At 70.1% G+C, this 16,757-nt stretch carries 13 protein-coding genes, 1 tRNA gene and 1 pseudogene; 6 read left to right on the top strand and 9 right to left on the bottom strand.

Features of this window, described 5'->3' with window-relative positions:
* The first annotated feature begins 18 nt into the window (after positions 1-18).
* Entirely contained in the window at positions 19-1,380 is a 1,362-nt protein-coding gene (radA, locus tag A4R44_RS05020; RefSeq protein ID WP_067576795.1) for a DNA repair protein RadA, read from the top strand.
* Here radA and A4R44_RS05015 read toward each other — a convergent pair whose 3' ends face one another.
* From A4R44_RS05015 to A4R44_RS04990, 6 genes and pseudogenes are all read right to left on the bottom strand, one after another.
* Positions 1,381-2,499: a hypothetical protein gene (locus tag A4R44_RS05015; protein ID WP_067576793.1), complete on the bottom strand. Its 1,119-nt coding sequence runs from the start codon at positions 2,497-2,499 to the stop codon at positions 1,381-1,383. It abuts the gene before it with no gap.
* Positions 2,496-3,101, bottom strand: a complete 606-nt coding sequence (locus A4R44_RS05010; protein WP_067576789.1) for an RNA polymerase sigma factor — start codon at positions 3,099-3,101, stop codon at positions 2,496-2,498. Before A4R44_RS05010 ends, A4R44_RS05015 begins: the two co-directional genes overlap by 4 nt.
* Before the next feature lie 39 nt (positions 3,102-3,140).
* On the bottom strand, positions 3,141-3,674 hold the full coding sequence (locus A4R44_RS05005; protein ID WP_067576787.1) for a hypothetical protein: 534 nt from the start codon (positions 3,672-3,674) through the stop codon (positions 3,141-3,143).
* Positions 3,675-3,804: 130 nt separating this feature from the next.
* A pseudogene (gene otsB / locus A4R44_RS05000) lies at positions 3,805-6,344 on the bottom strand (trehalose-phosphatase).
* A 41-nt stretch (positions 6,345-6,385) separates the two neighbouring features.
* The gene (locus A4R44_RS04995; protein ID WP_067576785.1) at positions 6,386-7,837 is read right to left on the bottom strand and encodes a trehalose-6-phosphate synthase; all 1,452 of its coding nucleotides are present in this window, start codon (positions 7,835-7,837) and stop codon (positions 6,386-6,388) included.
* 84 nt (positions 7,838-7,921) lie between these two features.
* Positions 7,922-9,427 (bottom strand): threonine/serine exporter ThrE family protein, encoded by a 1,506-nt coding sequence (locus A4R44_RS04990; RefSeq protein ID WP_067576783.1) that lies wholly within the window; start codon positions 9,425-9,427, stop codon positions 7,922-7,924.
* A 209-nt stretch (positions 9,428-9,636) separates the two neighbouring features.
* On the opposite strand from A4R44_RS04990, the gene A4R44_RS04985 reads away from it, so the two are divergent.
* Positions 9,637-9,709, top strand: a tRNA-Thr gene (locus tag A4R44_RS04985).
* A 60-nt stretch (positions 9,710-9,769) separates the two neighbouring features.
* Here the strand turns inward: A4R44_RS04985 and A4R44_RS04980 are convergent.
* Positions 9,770-10,882, bottom strand: coding sequence for a TetR family transcriptional regulator (locus A4R44_RS04980; RefSeq protein WP_161269808.1), 1,113 nt, complete (start codon positions 10,880-10,882; stop codon positions 9,770-9,772).
* A 214-nt stretch (positions 10,883-11,096) separates the two neighbouring features.
* Here A4R44_RS04980 and A4R44_RS04975 point away from each other — a divergent pair, with 214 nt between their 5' ends.
* The 4 genes from A4R44_RS04975 to A4R44_RS04960 are packed head-to-tail and all read left to right on the top strand — an operon-like array spanning position 11,097 to position 15,444.
* Positions 11,097-11,963 (top strand): xanthine dehydrogenase family protein subunit M, encoded by an 867-nt coding sequence (locus tag A4R44_RS04975; protein WP_067576779.1) that lies wholly within the window; start codon positions 11,097-11,099, stop codon positions 11,961-11,963.
* Positions 11,960-12,487: a (2Fe-2S)-binding protein gene (locus A4R44_RS04970; protein WP_067576778.1), complete on the top strand. Its 528-nt coding sequence runs from the start codon at positions 11,960-11,962 to the stop codon at positions 12,485-12,487. The genes A4R44_RS04975 and A4R44_RS04970 overlap by 4 nt, the downstream gene beginning before the upstream one ends.
* On the top strand, positions 12,484-14,823 hold the full coding sequence (locus tag A4R44_RS04965) for a xanthine dehydrogenase family protein molybdopterin-binding subunit (protein ID WP_067576776.1): 2,340 nt from the start codon (positions 12,484-12,486) through the stop codon (positions 14,821-14,823). The genes A4R44_RS04970 and A4R44_RS04965 overlap by 4 nt, the downstream gene beginning before the upstream one ends.
* A 27-nt stretch (positions 14,824-14,850) precedes the next feature.
* The gene (locus A4R44_RS04960) at positions 14,851-15,444 is read left to right on the top strand and encodes an SRPBCC family protein (protein ID WP_067576764.1); all 594 of its coding nucleotides are present in this window, start codon (positions 14,851-14,853) and stop codon (positions 15,442-15,444) included.
* Positions 15,445-15,499: 55 nt separating this feature from the next.
* Here the strand turns inward: A4R44_RS04960 and A4R44_RS04955 are convergent, their stop codons facing one another.
* Together A4R44_RS04955 and A4R44_RS04950 are read right to left on the bottom strand one after the other, a co-directional pair.
* Entirely contained in the window at positions 15,500-16,111 is a 612-nt protein-coding gene (locus A4R44_RS04955) for a DUF4190 domain-containing protein (RefSeq protein WP_067578014.1), read from the bottom strand.
* Between the two features lie 73 nt (positions 16,112-16,184).
* A complete protein-coding gene (locus A4R44_RS04950; protein WP_067576762.1) occupies positions 16,185-16,754 on the bottom strand; it encodes a helix-turn-helix domain-containing protein in 570 nt (189 codons plus the stop codon).
* Between the last annotated feature and the right edge of the window lie 3 nt (positions 16,755-16,757).

The following is a 16,757-nucleotide window of genomic DNA, read 5'->3' as shown; positions in this document are numbered from 1 at the left end:
CGCCGATAGCCTCGCGGGGTGGTGAAGAAGACCAGCACCGTCCACCGGTGCGCGGAATGCGGGTACGAAACGGCGAAGTGGGTCGGTCGCTGCCCGGAATGCCAGGCGTGGGGCACGCTTGAGGAGCGCGGCTCCGCGAAGCCGGCGATCGCGCGGGTGGCCGCCGGAGCGCCGAGCGCGCCCGCCCGGCCGATCGCCGAGGTCGACGTCGAGGCTGCCAGGGCGAAGGCCACCGGCGTGCCGGAGCTGGACCGGGTGCTCGGCGGCGGGCTTGTGCCCGGCGCGGTCGCGCTGCTGGCCGGTGAACCCGGGGTCGGCAAATCCACGCTGCTGCTCGAAGTCGCCTATCAATGGGCGGTCACGGCAGGGCGTTCGCTGTACGTCACCGGCGAGGAATCCGCGGGACAGGTCCGGCTGCGCGCCGAGCGCACCGGGAACGTGCACGGCGAGATGTTCCTCGCGGCGGAGAGCGATCTGTCCGCGATCCTCGGGCACGTCGACGCGGTGAAGCCGGGCGTGCTGATCGTCGATTCGGTCCAGACCATGGCATCGCCGCAGGTCGAAGGTTCGCCGGGCGGGGTGACACAGGTTCGCGCGGTCACCGCCGGGCTCGTCGCGCTCGCCAAGGAACGCGGGCTGCCGGTCCTGCTCGTGGGACATGTCACGAAGGACGGTTCGGTCGCCGGTCCGCGCGTGCTGGAGCACCTGGTGGACGTGGTGCTGCAGTTCGAGGGCGACAAACATTCCACGCTGCGGATGGTGCGCGGCATCAAGAACCGGTTCGGCGCGGCGGACGAGATCGGCTGTTTCGAGCTCACCGAGGAAGGCATCGTCGGCGTGCCCGACCCGTCCGGCCTGTTCCTGAGCCGGACGGCGGAGCCGGTGCCGGGCACCGCGGTCACGGTCACGGTCGAAGGGAAACGGCCGCTGCTGGGCGAGGTGCAGGCGCTGGTGTCGAGCAGCGGCATGCCGCAGCCGCGGCGCGCGGTGAGCGGCCTCGATTCGGCGCGGGTCGCCATGGTGCTCGCCGTGATGGAGAAACGCGGCCGGATGAAGCTGGGCGACAAGGACGTCTACGTCGCGACGGTCGGCGGCATGAAGATCACCGAGCCCGCCATCGACCTGGCGCTGGTGCTCGCGCTGACCTCGTCGCTGCACGACGTGGCCCTGTCGCCGCGGCTGGTCGCGGTGGGCGAGGTCGGGCTGGCGGGCGAGATCCGGCGGGTGCCGAACGTCGGGCGGCGGCTGGCCGAGGCGGCGCGGCTTGGCTTCACGCACGCGTTGGTGCCGCCGGATTCCGGCAAGCTCCCGGACGGCATCCGGGTGCTGGAGGTGCCCGACGTGGCGAGCGCGCTCAACGCGGCGAACCACGCGAAATGATCAGTTCCCCGCTTGGTGGCTGAGCTCGTAGGTGTACTGGGCCGAGCCGACTGTGGTGCCGGGAGAGAAGCCCGTGGCGGGGTTCTTGACGATGACCCGGACGCTTTTCACCTGAAGCACCCGCTGGTCGACGGTGACGAGCGTCTCGTACGTGCCATCGGAGACGGCGTACACCTTGGTGTCACGGTCGGCCGCTCTCAGGTGGAATCCGATCACCGGGTTGTCCAGCACCTCCGTCAAGGCGATCCGCAGCTGAGTGGGTGCCAGCCCGGAGGTGAGGACGCTCAAGACCATTCCGGTCGCGGACGGATAGGTGATGCTGGTGGCGGTCCGTTTCCCCTGGCCGTAGTACTTCAGCTGCGGTACCGGTCCGTACTCGCCGGAGGGCGGCTGCGGGAGATCGCGGTCCTTGAGAAGGCGCGAGGTCAGCAGCGCCGGATCGGTCGGCAGGCTCTTGAGGAAGCCCGGGGTGGGGTGGAACCAGCCCGGCTGCGCTCCGCCGGCCGAGCCTCCAGGATGCGGGAAGTCGTCGGTGAAAGCCCCGCCCGGCCCGTAGTCCTCGCCGTTCGCCGCTCCGGGAAGCAGGCTGACGTCCGCGGCCGGTCCGGTGAACAGCTTCGGCGGCTCGGACCGGCTCCAGCGGCGGATCCAGGTCCCGGACGGATCGGTGGGGATCCAGAAGTCCACTTGTTCCCGGACGATGAACGCACTGCGCTCGTTCACCCACGCGATCCCGCTGTAGTTGTTCACGACGTGGGTGAACAGCATGCCGATCGCCGGCTGGGTCGAGGGAGCCGGGGCCGTTTCCGGGGTGCTCGCCGGGCCCGCGGGTGCCAGCGTCGACGGTGCGCTGGCGAGTTCCCTTGCCACGACCACGCCGCCGGTCAGCAGTGCGACCGCCGCGGCCACCGCGAGCCACCGCCACGCGCCAGAGCGTTTTTTCCGTTGCGGGAACTCAGGTTCGTCTGACTCGCGCACTGCCGCGGCGGCCCGCATCATGCTCGCGCGGGCCCGGTCGAGTTCGGTGCGGTCGGTGGCCGTCTCGTGCGGGTGCAGCGCGGCGAGGGCCCCGTCGAGTTCGGCATCGGACCACAGCTGCCGCACGGTGTCGTCGTTCACTGGTCCTTCGCCTCCTCGCGGGTCGATGCGCCTGCGTTGGTGCGCAGCCATCGGCGGATCCGGTGCAGTCTCGAACGCACGGTGCCCGGCGGGATGCCGAGCGCCTCGGCGACTTCGACCGGTTCCAACCCGGCCCACGAGACCAGCAGCAACGTGTCGCGGTCGGGGACGCTCAGCTTCGCGAGCGCGCCTGCCAGCTGTGCCGCGCGGGCCTGTGCGTCCACCTGTTCGGCGACCCGGGTGTCGTGCCCGCCGTAGCCGCGGTCGGCTGAATTCGCGAGCCGCGCGGTGGCTCGCAGCGCCCGGGTCTCGCTGCGGACGTGGTGGCGCAGCAGGTTCGTCGCGATCCCGTACAGCCACGAGCGCGCGGTGCCCAGTTCCGGTTGGTAGGACTCCCGGCGGCGCAGCGCGACGAGGAACGTCTCGGCGACGAGATCGTGCGCGGTATCCGGGCCGACGCGGCGCGCGAGGTAGCGGTGCATGGTCGCCGCGTGCGCGTCGAACAGCCGCCCGAAGGCCGGGGCGGGATCGGGTCCGCCCAGCTCGGGGCGGTCCTGCGGGCCGATCGACACCGGCTCGGGACCGTCATGGGTCACCTGCATACCCACTGTTGCCCGCAGCGCGGGCGAGCGTTCACGGCCTCACCAGATGGGATGGTCGCTGAACTTCTCCAGCGTGCTCACCGACGGCCGCACGAACCAGAGCCCGGCGCTGTAGCCGATCAGGCCGATGGCGAAGTTCGCGAAGGTCACGAGCAGTTCGGTCAAGCCGAGCTTGCCGTGGTTGCCCCAGAGATCCACCAGCGCGGACACTCCGAGCGCGATCAGGCAGCTGACCGACAGCACGGTGAAACAGGCGGTCAGCGCCGCGCGCGTGCCGCGGGCCCTGGCGATCACCAGGTAGTCGCCTTGCAGGCAGCGGCGGGCGGACAGCACCATCGCCGCGGTGGCGAGCACGGACAGCATCGGCAGCAGGAGCGCAGTGAGACCGAGCAGGCCGCGCGGCAGGCTGTGCCCGTGCAGCGGACGGTTCACCAGCGCGGTGATCCCGAAAACGAGCAGCGTGCCGATCGCCAGCGAAACCCCGATGACCACGGAAGCGACGCGCACCCGGGCGGCGAACAACGGCGGCAGCGGGGCGTACCCCGCGGACTGCTGCCCGTAGTACTGCTTCACCGCATCACCTCCGCGTCGGCAACCCGAACGAACGTGCAAATGCTCGTGAAGGCCACCTTAACGGAATGCGATTCCGGCAAGGTGGCCTTCACGGCACTTGTCACCGAGGCGTGCTAACGGGCTTGCCTGATCAAGCCTTCTCGGCGAGGAGATTCGCGCACCGGATGAGACCGATGTGCGAGTACGCCTGCGGGTGGTTGCCGAGCGAGCGCTCCGCGACCGGGTCGAACTGCTCCGGCAGCAGCCCGGTCGGGCCCGCCGCGTCGACGATCTGCGCGAACAGTTCCTCGGCCTCGTTGCGCCGCCCGGTGCACAGGTACGCCTCGATCAGCCAGGCCGCGCAGATGTGGAAGCCGCCCTCGCCGCCGGGAAGGCCGTCGTCGCGCCGGTAGCGGTACACCGTGGAACCGCTGCGCAGTTCGGCTTCGATCGCCGTCACGGTCTTCTGGAACCGCTCGTCCGCCGGGTCGATGAGGCCGGTCAGGCCCACGAACAGCGACGCCGCGTCGAGGTCGGTGCCGTCGTAGGCGGTGGTGAACGCCTGCACCTCTTCGTTCCAGCCGTGTTCGAGCACGTCGGCCTTGATCCGGTCGCGCAGCTGGGGCCAGGCGCCAGGGACGTCGCGGCCGTACTCGTCGCCGAGCCGCACCGCGCGGTCGATGGTCACCCAGCACATCACCCGCGAGTACACCCGGTGCCGCGGCACGTGCCGCTCTTCCCAGATGCCGTGGTCCGGCTCGTTCCAGCGCCGCGTGACGGCCTCGGCCATCGCGCGCACCATCTGCCAGTCCTCGTCGCGCAGTTCGCCGCGGACCTGCGCCAGCGTGGCGACCAGTTCCACGACCGGGCCGAACACGTCGAGCTGCACCTGGTGGTTGGCGAGGTTGCCGACGCGCACTGGCCGCGAACCGGCGTACCCGGGCAGCGATTCGATGACCGCCTCCGCGCCGATGACGCTTCCGGCCAGCGTGTACAGCGGGTGCAGCCGCTCCGGACCGGCCAGCGTGGCGAGTACGCCGTGCAGCCACTTGAGGTAGCCCTCGGCCTCCTCGTGCGAACCGAGGTGCACCAGTTCGCGCACGGTCATCGCGGCGTCGCGGATCCAGCAGTAGCGGTAGTCCCAGTTGCGGACCCCGCCGATCTCCTCCGGCAGCGACGACGTCGCGGCGGCCAGCACGCCGCCGGTGTCGGTGTTGACCAGCCCGCGCAGGGTCAGTGCGGAACGGNACGGCGCACCAGTTCGGTCTGCACGGCAGGCAGCTTGAGCTTCGCCGCCCAGTCGCTCCAGTACCGGCCCGCCCGGTCCCGGCGGTCCACTTCGGACAGTTCATGGACGGAGAGATCCGTCGTGCCGCACCGCAATTCGAGCACCACCGGCTGCTCCGGCGTCGGCTGGACGAGCGCGGTCGCGGTGTCCTGCAGCCCGTCGGAGGTGATCGACCATTCGACGCCGGGCGAGCGCAGCACGAACGGCTCCGACGTGCCCAGCACGCGCAGGCCCTCGGCCTCGGCGACCAGTTTCACCGGTACGCCGCCGAATTCCGGCCGCGGCGCGAACACGACCTGCGCCACCGCTTCACCGGAGATCACGCGCACGAGGTCGGTGCGGTGCCCGGGGCTTTCCGGTTCGAGATAGTCCGTGACGAGCAGCCGCGACCAGCGCGTTTCGACCGTCATCGTGTTCGGCAGGTACCGCTGGCCGAGCGGGAGCCCGTTGCGGTGCGGTTTGATCGAGAAATGCCCGGCCCCGGGCCCGCCGAGCAGGTCGGCGAACACCGCGGGGGCGTCTGGACCGGGGTGGCACAGCCAGGTCAGCTTCGCGTCCGGCGTCACCAGCGCGACCGAGCGCTCGTTGGCCAGCAGCGACAGCCGCTCGATCGGCGGAGCGGACTCGCCGTAGAGCCAGTTGCGCCGCTCTTCCAGGAGGAACGCGAGCACCATCGCGACGTCGACGGTGTCGGGCACGTGGTATTCGGCGAGCGATTCGCTGTCGCCGACCTTGATGCCGAGGTCCGGACCGGCCAGCCGGGCGAACGCCTTCTCGTCGGTGACGTCGTCGCCGAGGAACACCGCCGCGGTGGCCCCGACCTGGTGACGCAGGGTGTCCAGCGCGTTGCCCTTGTCGGTCTTCACGACCGCCAGCTCGACGACTTCCTTGCCGTCGGTGGTCGTGACGCCTTCCCACTCCGCCGGGCCCTCGTGCACGTCCGCGAGGACGCGCCGGCCCGCGTTGTGCTCGGCGCGGCGCACGTGCACCGCGATGCTCGCCGGCTTGACCTCCAGCGACACCCCGGGCACGTCGAGCACCAGCTGTTCCAGCTCGTGTTCGAGCCGCCGGTGCAGCGCCTTCGCGTCCTCGTCGAGGGCGTGGATGAAGCCGATGTCGAACTCGGATCCGTGGCTGCCGACCAGGTTCACCTCGGCAGGCAGCCGCGACAGCGTCGCGAGGTCGCGCAGGGCCCGACCGGAAATCACGGCGGTGGTCGTTTCGTGCAGGCCGGCGAGAGATCTCAACGCGCCCACCGACTCGGGCAGCGGCCGCGCCTCGTCCGGGTTCGCGGTGATGGGGGCCAACGTGCCGTCGTAGTCGCAGGCGACCAGCAGGCGCGGGGTACGGGCGATCTGCACGATCGCGCGCCGTAGCTCCGCGGGCAACGCCTCGGCGGTCAACACTCCTCCTCAGGAGGTCCAGCGCGGTACGGGGGAGGGGGTCAGTCGGCCGGTTCGGCACCCAGCGCCTGGAGGAACGAGCGCGCCCACCGGTCGACGTCGTGGGTGAGGACCTGGCGACGCATGGCGCGCATCCTGCGTCGGCCCTCGGCGGGGTCGAGCGTAATGGCAGCCTCCAACGCGTTCTTCACCCCGTCCAGATCGTGCGGGTTGACGAGGAAAGCGCTGGTCAGTTCCGCCGCCGCGCCGGCGAACTCGCTGAGCACCAGCGCACCGCCGAGGTCGGGGCGGCACGCGACGTACTCCTTGCAGACGAGATTCATCCCGTCGCGCAGCGGCGTCACCACCATGACGTCGGCCGCGGAGAAGAAGGCGGCGAGCTCGGTGCGGTTCACCGATTGGTGCAAATAGTGCACGACCGGGTGGCCGACGCGGGCGAACTCGCCGTTGATCCGGCCGACCATCTGCTCGATCTCGCCGCGCATCCGCTGGTAGTGCTCGACGCGTTCTCGGCTTGGCGTGGCCAGCTGTACGAAGGTGACGTCGCCGGGTTCGAGGCGGCCCTCGTGCAGCAACTCGTGCAGAGCCTGCAGCCGCAGGTCGATGCCCTTGGTGTAGTCGAGCCGGTCGACGCCGAGCAGCACCGCTTTCGGGTTGCCGAGGTCGCGGCGGATCTGCTTGGCGCGCTCGGCGACGCCCTTGCTGCGGGCGAGCGTGTCGAGACCGGCCGCGTCGATCGAGATCGGGAACGCGCCGACGCGCACGGTGCGGTCGCCGACCTGCACCATGCCCGGCCGGGACCGGACGCCGACCGCGCCGCGGGTGGGTTCGAGGCCGACCAGCTGCCGGGCCAGCCACAGGAAGTTCTGCGCGCCGCCGGGCCGGTGGAAGCCGATCAGGTCCGCGCCGATCAGGCCGCGCACGATCTCCGCGCGCCACGGGAGCTGCATGAACAGCTCGACCGGCGGGAACGGAATGTGCAGGAAGAAGCCGATGCGCAGGTCGGGCCGCAGCTCGCGGAGCATCCGGGGCACCAGCTGCAGCTGGTAGTCCTGGATCCACACGGTCGCCCCGTGCGCGGCGACGGTGGCGCTGGCCTCGGCGAAGCGGCGGTTGACCTTCACGTAGCTGTCCCACCACGACCGGTCGAAGACCGGCCGGGCGACGACGTCGTGATACAGCGGCCAGAGCGTGGCGTTGGAGAAGCCCTCGTAGTAGTCGCTCACCTCGGCCGAGGTGAGCGTCACCGGGTGCAGGACGAGCCCGTCGTCGTCGAACTCGTCCACGTCGACATCCGGCACGCCCGGCCAGCCGACCCACGCGCCCTTGCGGGACCTGAGGAACGGTTCGAGTGCCGAGACCAGTCCGCCGGGACTGGCGGTCCAGCGTTGTTCCCCGCCCGCGGTCCGTTCGAGGTCGACGGGCAGCCGGTTGGCCACCACGACGAAATCCGCGGACGGTGCGCTGTTCTCCTCGGCGATCGCGTCAGTCACTCCAGCTGCTCCCTCGTCATCGGCGGGTCGCGGCCCCAAGAGAAACCCTAGCGCGCGCGGAGTGACCGGCCGGTGACCAACTGGTTACTCCAAACGCCGTTCGGTCGGTTCCATCGGCCCGGCGAGCCGGGGCCCGGAGAGCTTCCGCTCCAGCCTGCCGAGCCCGGTGCGGACCGGCTGGGCGAGGTATTCGCCCAGTACAACGCCCGCCGCGAGGGCCAGCCCGATGGCGACCGCGGTCATCAGGGTCGAGATGTTCCCGCCTGGCGAAACCGCTAATTGGTATAGACCACGATAGGTGGAGAGACCGGGGAGCAGCGGAGTGATCCCGGACACGGCGACCACGAGCGGAGTAACTTTCAGCCGCCGGGCCATCACGCCGCCGCAGAACCCGACGAGCGTCGCCGCGATCGCCGAAGCGCTCACCGCATCGAGCGTCGCGACGAGCAACGCGCCGTACACGAGCGCACCGATCCCGCCTGCCGCGGCGGCGACGAGCATCGCGCGCAGCTTCGAGTACGAGGCGAGCGCGAAGCAGGCGGCCGCCCCGGCCCCGCCGACGACGATGATCGGCAGGTGCTGCGCGGTCGACGCGGGAACATCCGGCAATGGGGTGCGCGGCAGTTCGAGCATCACCGCGAGTCGCAGCGCGAGCACGACGCCCGCGATCAGCCCGGCACTCATCAACGCGGTTTCCATGGTGCGGCCGGACGCGGTGACGTAGTACCCGGTGATCCCGTCCTGCACCGCGGAAACCGTGGACAGCCCCGACAGCAGCACGGTGACCGCCGCGGCGACTACCAGCGTCGGCCGGTCGGTGGTCAGGATGTTGCTGCTGACTATGACCATCGCCGACAGCGTCGCGAACAGCCCGCCGACCACCTGCTGGAAGAAGAACGGCAGGTTGACCTTGTTGAGCAGCCTGCCGATCCGGTCGACCGCGGCGGAGATGACCATCGCGACGAGCGCGATGTCGAGGCCACCGCCGAGCAGCAGCGTGATGAACCCGGCCAGCCCGCCCCAGGCGGCGGTCGCGGTCCAGCGCGCGTACGGGTGCGGCGCGGAGGTGATCCGGTTCAGCTCGGTGACCGCTTCTTCGGCCCCGGTGTGCCCGCGGACGATCCGGCGCACGAGCGCCTCGGTCTCGGTCAGCCGGGTGTAGTCGAGACTGCGCGAACGGACCACTCGCAACGCGGTCACCGGCGCGAGGTCAGTGCCGCGGTGACAGGTGACGGTGATCGACGTGAAAATGACGTCGACCTCGCAGTGCGGCAGCCCGAGCGCGGAGGTGAGCGCGAGAATCGTCGCGGTGACGTCGGAAGCCCCGGCACCGCTGGACATCTGCACTTCGCCGATCCGCAGAGTGAGATCCAGGACGAAGTTGACGGTCGCGTCGTCCGGCGGCTTGGGCCCGATCGCCTCCTCGGACTCGACCGCGGGCTGTTCCGCCGTCGGAGCCTCAAGAATGTGCCAAGCGCGACGGCGCAGCATGTTCGGCCGATGGCGCTGATTCGACCGCGGGTGCGGAGGTTCGAGAACCGGCCACCGTCTGCGCGCTGCCCCCTGGCCGGCACGCTCGTTGATCTTCATGATCGATCCCCACCTCCTCGTTCGTTCCCGGGGACCATCGGCCGTACCGCCCCAGCTGTTGCAGTGGTGTCCGACACACCCGTTCATGATCGTGCCGCATGGCGTCGGATCGCGCCGGTTTTTGGTGCTGACCTGGGGGTTAGGGCGGGTTGTCCGGGCTCGCTGGGAGCGGCCCGATATACTTTCGGCGCGCCCGTCGCCGGGTGCGTGCCGGTATAGCTCAGTTGGTAGAGCATCTGTCTTGTAAACAGAAGGTCAGGGGTTCGAACCCCCTTGCCGGCTCCGTGCGGTGGTTGCCCTTCGGCCGAGCGGCGGTCGCCAGGCTGGCATTCCTCCGGCCAGTCAGGCCGGATCGGCCGCGGAGAGGGCCGTTTCCAGCAGGCCCAGCAACCTCGCCAACGCGGCGCGTTCCGCGGGGCCCATGATGCGGAGAAATTCCTCGTCCCCGGCGAACGGTCCGCGGGACACCCGGTCGACGAGGTCCTGGCCAGCTTCGGTCAGGCGAAGGTGGACGACCCGGCGGTCCAGGCCGTCTCGTTCGCGGGTCACCAAACCGGCCTCCTCCAGCTGGTCCGCGCGCAGGGTGACGCTGCTGGGGCTGAGCGGTACCGATTCCGCGATCTCGCCAACGGCGCGGCGGTGCGGAGGGCCCGCTCGCCACAACTCGGTCAGCACGTCGAAGGCCGCCAGTGTGATGCCTTGTTCTTCGACAGTCCGGCTCACTGCGGCCCGGTACAGGGCGGAACACCGGTGCAGCCGGCGGAAAACGGCGAAGGCGGACACGTCCGGCCCGGAGGGTTCGGTGTGCCACGCGTCCGGTGCGGAGTCGGCTGCCGGGGTGTGCGCGCGGTCCAGTGCCGAGGACAGCGCTTCGGCGAAGTACGGGGTGAACGCTTCGCTCGGCACCGACCTCGCCGGTTCGTGCGCGAACAGATACCGCTCCATGACCACTCCGAACAGCACGCTGCGCACGAGCGCGATCCGTTCCGGGGCATCCGGAGTCTCGGCGAGCAACTCGACGAGTGGTGCGGTGACCTGTTCGTCGAGGATGGCGCGCAGTTGCTCAGCGCTCGCTTCGTGGGCGACGGCGGAGCGGATCAGCGCTGCCCACGGGTGTTCGGCCGGGGTGCGGTCCCAGCGCTCTAGATATGCACTGGCCAGCGTGTGCGACAGGTGCACCGGGCCGTCCGCGGCTGCCGCGGCGATGTCGACGCCGACGGTGATGCCCGTGCTGGCCCCGATGATTTCTCGGAACAACCCGTCCTTGGAGCCGAAGTACGCCATCACCGAGCCTGCGGTCACATCTGCTTCGGCGGCGATTTCCCGGATTGAGGTCGCCTCGTAGCCGTGCGCGGCGAACAGCCGGCTCGCGGCGGCCAGCACGGCGCGCCGGTTGCGTTCCGGAGCCTGGGTGCGGCTGCGGCGGCCCGCGGGCGGTGTGTCCTCGGCGCTCATGCCCGCCATCCTAACGAGCTAAGTTTGAACGGTCGTTCATCTTTGGCGAGGGTGCCGGGACTCGATATAAGCCCAGCTTGGTGGCCTGAATGGGAAGCTGTACGGGATTGGTTGCGGCTAGTTGATCACGATCTGCCTCCGGTAGTCCTTGCGATCATAAAGCTTTGATGTAACTATCTCAGGGCTAAACTAATTCGACGAAGAGAGCACAGGGATGAAACCGAGCCCCTTCGACTACGCCGCCCCCGCCACCGTCGCCGAGGCCGTCGCGCTGCTGGGCGACGCGGAGCACGAGGCCAAGGTGCTCGCCGGCGGCCAATCGCTCGTGCCCATGTTGTCGATGCGGCTGGCCCGGCCCGACGTGCTGGTGGACATCACCCGGATCCCTGGCCTCGGTCGCTGCGTATCCGGCGACGCGGGGGAATTGCGGATCGGTGCCGCGGTCCGGCAGGCGGCGGTCGCGGCCGACCCGGCGGTGCGCGCCGGGTGGCCGTTGCTCGCCGCCGCGATCGACCGCATCGGGCATCCGCAGATCCGCCATCGCGGCACCGTGTGCGGCAGCCTGGCCCACCACGATCCCGCCGCGGAGCTTCCGGCCGCGGCCGTTGCGCTGGACGCGCGGTTCGTGCTCGCCGGCCCGTCCGGAACCCGCACGGTGCCCGCTGCCGAGTTCTTCGTGGCCACCTTTCAGACCGCGCTGGCCGAGGACGAACTGCTCACCGAAGTCGTTTTCCCCGCTCAGCCAGCTGGCCGGGGCTGGGCGTTCGACGAGCTGGCGCGCCGGCACGGCGACTTCGCGACCGTTGGCGTCTGCGTCCTGCTCGACCGTATTGGCGACGCCGCCACTGCGGCGCGCGTGGTGTTTTGCGGTGCCGGTCCGGTCCCTGTTCGGTTGCCAGCGGCCGAAGCTGCTTTGACTGGCGCGACGCTCGACGCCGACACCTTGGCCGAGGCCGCCCGCGTCGTCCGTGCGGAGCTTGAACCGCCGGGCGACGTGCACGCGAGCGCCGAGTATCGCCGCGAGGCCGCCGCGCACTTGCTGACCCGCACCGTGACCGCCGCCTGGGAGCGAAGCCGATGAACACCCCAGTGACCCCGCCGCTGCCCGAACCGTCCGCCTGGCACGCCGTCGGCCTGACCGTGAACGGCGAAAGCGTTGCTGCCCAGGTGGAATCCCGGCTCCTGCTCTCCGATTTCCTCCGCGGCCGACTGGGCCTGACCGGCACGCACGCCGGGTGCGAGCACGGTGTCTGCGGATCGTGCACCGTGCTCGTCGACGGAGCGCCGGTGCGTTCGTGCTTGACGTTCGCCGTGCAGTGCGAAGGCGCGGAAATCCGGACAGTGGAAAGCCTCGCGCCGGGAGACGCGCCGCTCTCGGCCGTCCAGCGGGCTTACCACGAATGCCACGGAATGCAGTGCGGCTACTGCACTCCTGGGCTTCTCATGACTACGACCGCGCTCGCGTCGGGCGAATGCAGGCCCACGGAGGCCGAGGTCGCCGACGCGCTCAGCGGACATCTGTGCCGATGCACCGGATACCGCAACATCCGGCGCGCCGTCGAGCGGTCGCTCGACGCACAGTTCGGAGAGGAGCCCGCGCGATGACGGGAAAACCCGGCTGGATCGGCCGTCCGGTTCCGCGGGTCGAGGACGACCGGCTGCTGCGCGGGCACGGCAGGTACGTCGACGATCTCGACCTGCCGCACGCGTTGGAAGCGGCCTTCCTCCGCAGCCCCGAGGCCCACGCACGCCTGGTTTCCGTCGATGCCTCGGCGGCGTTGGCGGCACCTGGCGTCGCCGCGGTCTGGACCGGCGAGGATCTGGCGGAACTCGCTCCCTTGCTCAACCGTGAAGAACTGCGCATCCCGCCGGGGCTGGCCGAGACAGTCGATCCGACGGTGCGGATAACGCCGGCTCCGTTGCTCGCCCGCGAAAAAGTCGCCTACGTGGGCCAGCCGATCGCCGTTGTCTTCGCCGAGAACCGGTACCTGGCCGAGGACGCGCTCGAGTTGATCGACGTGCGGTACGCCTCGCTGCCGGTCGTGGTCGATCCCGACGAGGCGCGAGAGCCGGGTGCGCCGCTGGTCCACGAGGACCTTCCGGACAACACGGCGATCGCCGTGGCGACCCGCGTCGGCGAACCGGACGCCGCCTTTCGCGACGCCTGCCAGGTGATCAGCGAGGAATTCCGCGCGCACCGGTACGTCGCTTCTCCGATCGAGACTCGTGCCGTCGCCGCGCGCGTGGATCCGTTTCACGGTGAGCTGACGGTTTGGTCGGGAACCCAGACGCCGCACCGGCTCCGGGACTCGATCGCGCGCACCCTCGGACTCGGCACCGAAGCCGTGCGGGTGCTCGCCGTCGATGTCGGCGGCGGGTTCGGGCAGAAGGGGATCCTGTACATCGAGGAGCTGATCGTGCCGCACGCGGCGCGGTGCCTTGGCCGGCCGGTGCGCTGGCGCGAGGACCGCGCCGAGAATCTCACCGCGTCGTCGCACGCTCGCGAGCAGATCCATCGCATCGAGCTGGCGGCCGGCCCGGACGGGCGGCTCCTCGGACTACGTGACCGGATCACCGTCAACCTCGGCGCGTACAACATGGCGGGCCTGGTGGTTCCGTACAACTCGCTGTGTCACCTGATCGGACCGTATCGCGTGCCGAACGTCGAGATCGAGGTGACCGGGGTGCTCACGAACACCACGTTCACGACTCCGTACCGCGGAGCGGGCCGTCCGGAAGCGGTGTTCGCGATGGAACGGGCGATGGATCGGCTCGCCGCCGCGCTCGGCATCGAACCCGAAGAGCTGCGCGCGCGGAATCTGGTGCAGCCCGGCGAAATGCCCTACCGGACCGGACTGGTCGACCGCTCCGGGCAGCCGCAGGTCTACGACTCCGGGGACTTTCCGGAACTGCTCCGGCGCGCGGTGGCCCGGATCGATCCGCCCGCGGTCCGGGCCCGGCAGAAGGCGGGCCCGGCGGAGGGCAAACGCGTCGGCGTCGGGTTCGCGCTCTATATCGAGGCCACCGGTCTCGGCCCGTTCGAGACCGCGCGGATCGACGTCGCGCCGAGCGGCCGGGTCAAGCTGGCGATCGGCACTCCCTCGCAAGGACAGGGCCATCGCACGAGCATGGCGCAGATCGCTGCGGACGCGATCGGGGTGTCGCCGCAGGTGATCGACGTTGTCGGCGGCGACACGTCAGCGACGCCCTTCGGGGTCGGCACCATCGCCAGCCGTGCGCTGGTGAACGCGGGCAACGCCACCCATCGCGCCGGGCTGCTCGTGCGGGAGAAGGTGCTCGCCGCCGCGGCCCGCAGGCTCGAAGCAGCCCCGGCCGATCTTGAGCTGACCGACGGGGTAATCACCATTCGAGGGAACGCGGCCGGACCGTCGCTGACGCTCGCGGAACTGGCCGCGGGCGCCCCGATGTCCGACGACGGCCCTGGTGCCGAACTGTCCGAGACGGTGCACTTCCGCCCGCCGGGATTCGCAGTGTCCAGCGGGGCGCAGGCGGCGGTCGTCGAGGTGGACGAGCACACCGGCGAGGTGGCGATCCAGAAGTACGTCGTCGTGCACGACGCGGGGGTCATCGTCAATCCGCTGATCGCCGAGGGCCAGGTGACCGGCGGGATCGCGCAGGGCATCGCGGGTGCGCTCTACGAGGAGATGATCTACGGGCCGGACGGCCAGCCGCGTACCGCCACATACATGGACTACCTCCTGCCGACCTCGTCGGAGATCCCCGACCTCGACCTCGACGAGCTGCACACCCCGAGCCCGATGAACGATCTCGGCGTCAAGGGCCTCGGCGAGGGCGGCGCGATAGCGCCCCAAGCGGTACTCGCGAACGCGCTCGAAGACGCCCTGCGCCCGTATGGCGTGGTGGTCCGCCGCGGCCCCCTCTCGCCGAGCCGGGTGCGGGACCTCCTGCGAGCCGGCTGAATCCGCACTCCCAACGGAAGGAAAGCGATGCGTCTCGACCACTCGTTCACCGTCCCCGCCGAACCGGACGAAGCGTGGCGGCTGTTCCTCGATCTCGACCGGATGGTGCCGTGCCTGCCCGGGGCGGTACTCGACCGATCGGAGGGAGACTCGTTCGCCGGACGGGTCAAGGTCAAGGTCGGCGCGGTGCAGATGAGCTACCAGGGCGCGGGCACGGTGAATCGCGACGAGACCACCCGGACGGTGACCCTCGACCTGGAGGGCCGCGAAAGCCGGGGCAGCGGCACCGCCTCCGCGACAGTCATCGCGGTGCTGGCCGCCGATCCGGCCGGGACCTTGGTGCGCGTGCGGACCGAACTCGACCTCACCGGCCGTCCCGCGCAGTTCGGCCGGGGCATCCTCACCGAGGTGAGCGATCGGATAGTCCGGCAGTTCACCGCCCGGCTCGCGGATGCGCTGGAAGCGCCGGAAGCGCCGGTTCGGTACCCGCTGGCCCCGGCCGAGCCGGAAGCCGTGGACCTCGGAGCGGCGGCGTTGCCGGTCCTGCTGAAGAAGGCTGCCGTGCCTGCGGCGGCGATCGTGGCAGTGGCGGTTCTGGTCCGGCTGTTGCGTCGCCGGTAGTTGCCCGCGCGCGTGACTCGCCGATCCCAGGCAGCTTGCCTGAGCGGTCCGGCTGTCAGAAGCCGTCGCAGGAGGCGGTCGCGAAGTTGCCCGACGCCTTCGCCGTCTTGGTTTCCTTGCCGTCCACGACGACCTTGCAGGTCACCTCTCCGCCTTCGGTGCCGGTGGTCACCGCCAGGCTGCCGCCCTTGAACAGGCCCTTCGTGGGCAGGTCTTTCGACCACGGGAGGGACTTCGGCTTCTCCTGGTTGGTGGACGTGCTGCCGTCGCCGAAGGTGGTGTAGGTGATCGAGGCGTCCTTCGCGGTGCCGGTGACCTCGTAGTGGACCGTCACGGAGCGGTTTGCTTCGGTGTTGACGTCGTTGGCGGCTTTGGTGAACGCCGTGGCCCACACGATGGCGATCACCAGGCCGATCACCGACAGCACGAGACCGGCGATCGAGAGGCCCTTGTTCGTGGCCTTTCCAGACCTTGCCCGGGCGAAGCCGAGCGCGGAGAAGATGATCCCGAGGATCACCAGCGGCCACGCGACGACCCCGATGATCGGGATGAACGAGAAAATCAGGCCGACCAGTCCGAGCACGAACCCGGCAGTGCCCAGGCCGTTCTTCGGCGGGGCGGGCGGGGCCGGGTGCGGCGCGGGCGGAGGATAGTCAGGGGCGGACATCGCGAGCCTTTCGTGATCGAACTTGCACAAACAGGTCGCATTGATCGTCACGAGTGTTACGCCGTGTTTGTAATCAGTTCGGGTGCGGTTTCACGTGCACTCGTTCGCCCTGGAGCCCGAAGAGGATCAGCAGTTCGACCGCGCCGCCGTCGGCTGAGCCGAGCCAGTGCGGTTCCGTCGTGTCGAACTCCGCTGCTTCGCCGGCTGGGACGGTCAGGTCCTTCGTGCCGACGATCAGGCGGAGGCGGCCATTGAGGACGTACAGCCATTCGTACCCACTGTGTGTTTTCAAAGCGGGTTCGGCGGAGCGGCCGGGGATGAGCATTTTGTACGCGTGCACGCCGCCCGGTCGCCGGGTCAGCGGGACGTAGGTCATCCCGTGCTGGTGGATCGGGCGCAGGTGGACGCGCGGGTCGCCGGCGCGGGGTGCGCCCACCAGGTCGTCGATCGGCACGTCGTAGGCGCGCGAAAGCGGCAGCAGCAGTTCCAGGTTCGCCCGGCGCTGGCCGTTTTCCAGGCGGGACAGGGTGCTTTCCGAGATGCCGGTCTCGGCTGACAGGTCGGCCAGGGTGATGCCGCGCCGGTTGCGCAGGGTTCGCAACCGGGGGCCGACCGCGTCCAGGACTTCGTCGATCTCGCGCATGGT

The organism is Amycolatopsis sp. M39, assembly GCF_001651785.1.
GTDB lineage: Bacteria > Actinomycetota > Actinomycetes > Mycobacteriales > Pseudonocardiaceae > Amycolatopsis > Amycolatopsis rubida.
The sequence above is the reverse complement of the archived record's forward strand: the minus strand, read 5'-3'. Positions and strand labels throughout refer to the sequence as shown.

Bases quoted from the DNA above. Each gene is read 5' to 3' on its own strand.
- A4R44_RS05010 (WP_067576789.1), bottom strand. From the start codon at position 3,101: ATGCAGGTGACCCATGACGGTCCCGAGCCGGTGTCGATCGGCCCGCAG.
- A4R44_RS04990 (WP_067576783.1), bottom strand. From the start codon at position 9,427: ATGAAGATCAACGAGCGTGCCGGCCAGGGGGCAGCGCGCAGACGGTGG.
- A4R44_RS04980 (WP_161269808.1), bottom strand. From the start codon at position 10,882: ATGAGCGCCGAGGACACACCGCCCGCGGGCCGCCGCAGCCGCACCCAG.
- A4R44_RS04975 (WP_067576779.1), top strand. From the start codon at position 11,097: ATGAAACCGAGCCCCTTCGACTACGCCGCCCCCGCCACCGTCGCCGAG.
- A4R44_RS04970 (WP_067576778.1), top strand. From the start codon at position 11,960: ATGAACACCCCAGTGACCCCGCCGCTGCCCGAACCGTCCGCCTGGCAC.
- A4R44_RS04965 (WP_067576776.1), top strand. From the start codon at position 12,484: ATGACGGGAAAACCCGGCTGGATCGGCCGTCCGGTTCCGCGGGTCGAG.
- A4R44_RS04960 (WP_067576764.1), top strand. From the start codon at position 14,851: ATGCGTCTCGACCACTCGTTCACCGTCCCCGCCGAACCGGACGAAGCG.
- A4R44_RS04955 (WP_067578014.1), bottom strand. From the start codon at position 16,111: ATGTCCGCCCCTGACTATCCTCCGCCCGCGCCGCACCCGGCCCCGCCC.
- A4R44_RS04950 (WP_067576762.1), bottom strand. From the start codon at position 16,754: ATGCGCGAGATCGACGAAGTCCTGGACGCGGTCGGCCCCCGGTTGCGA.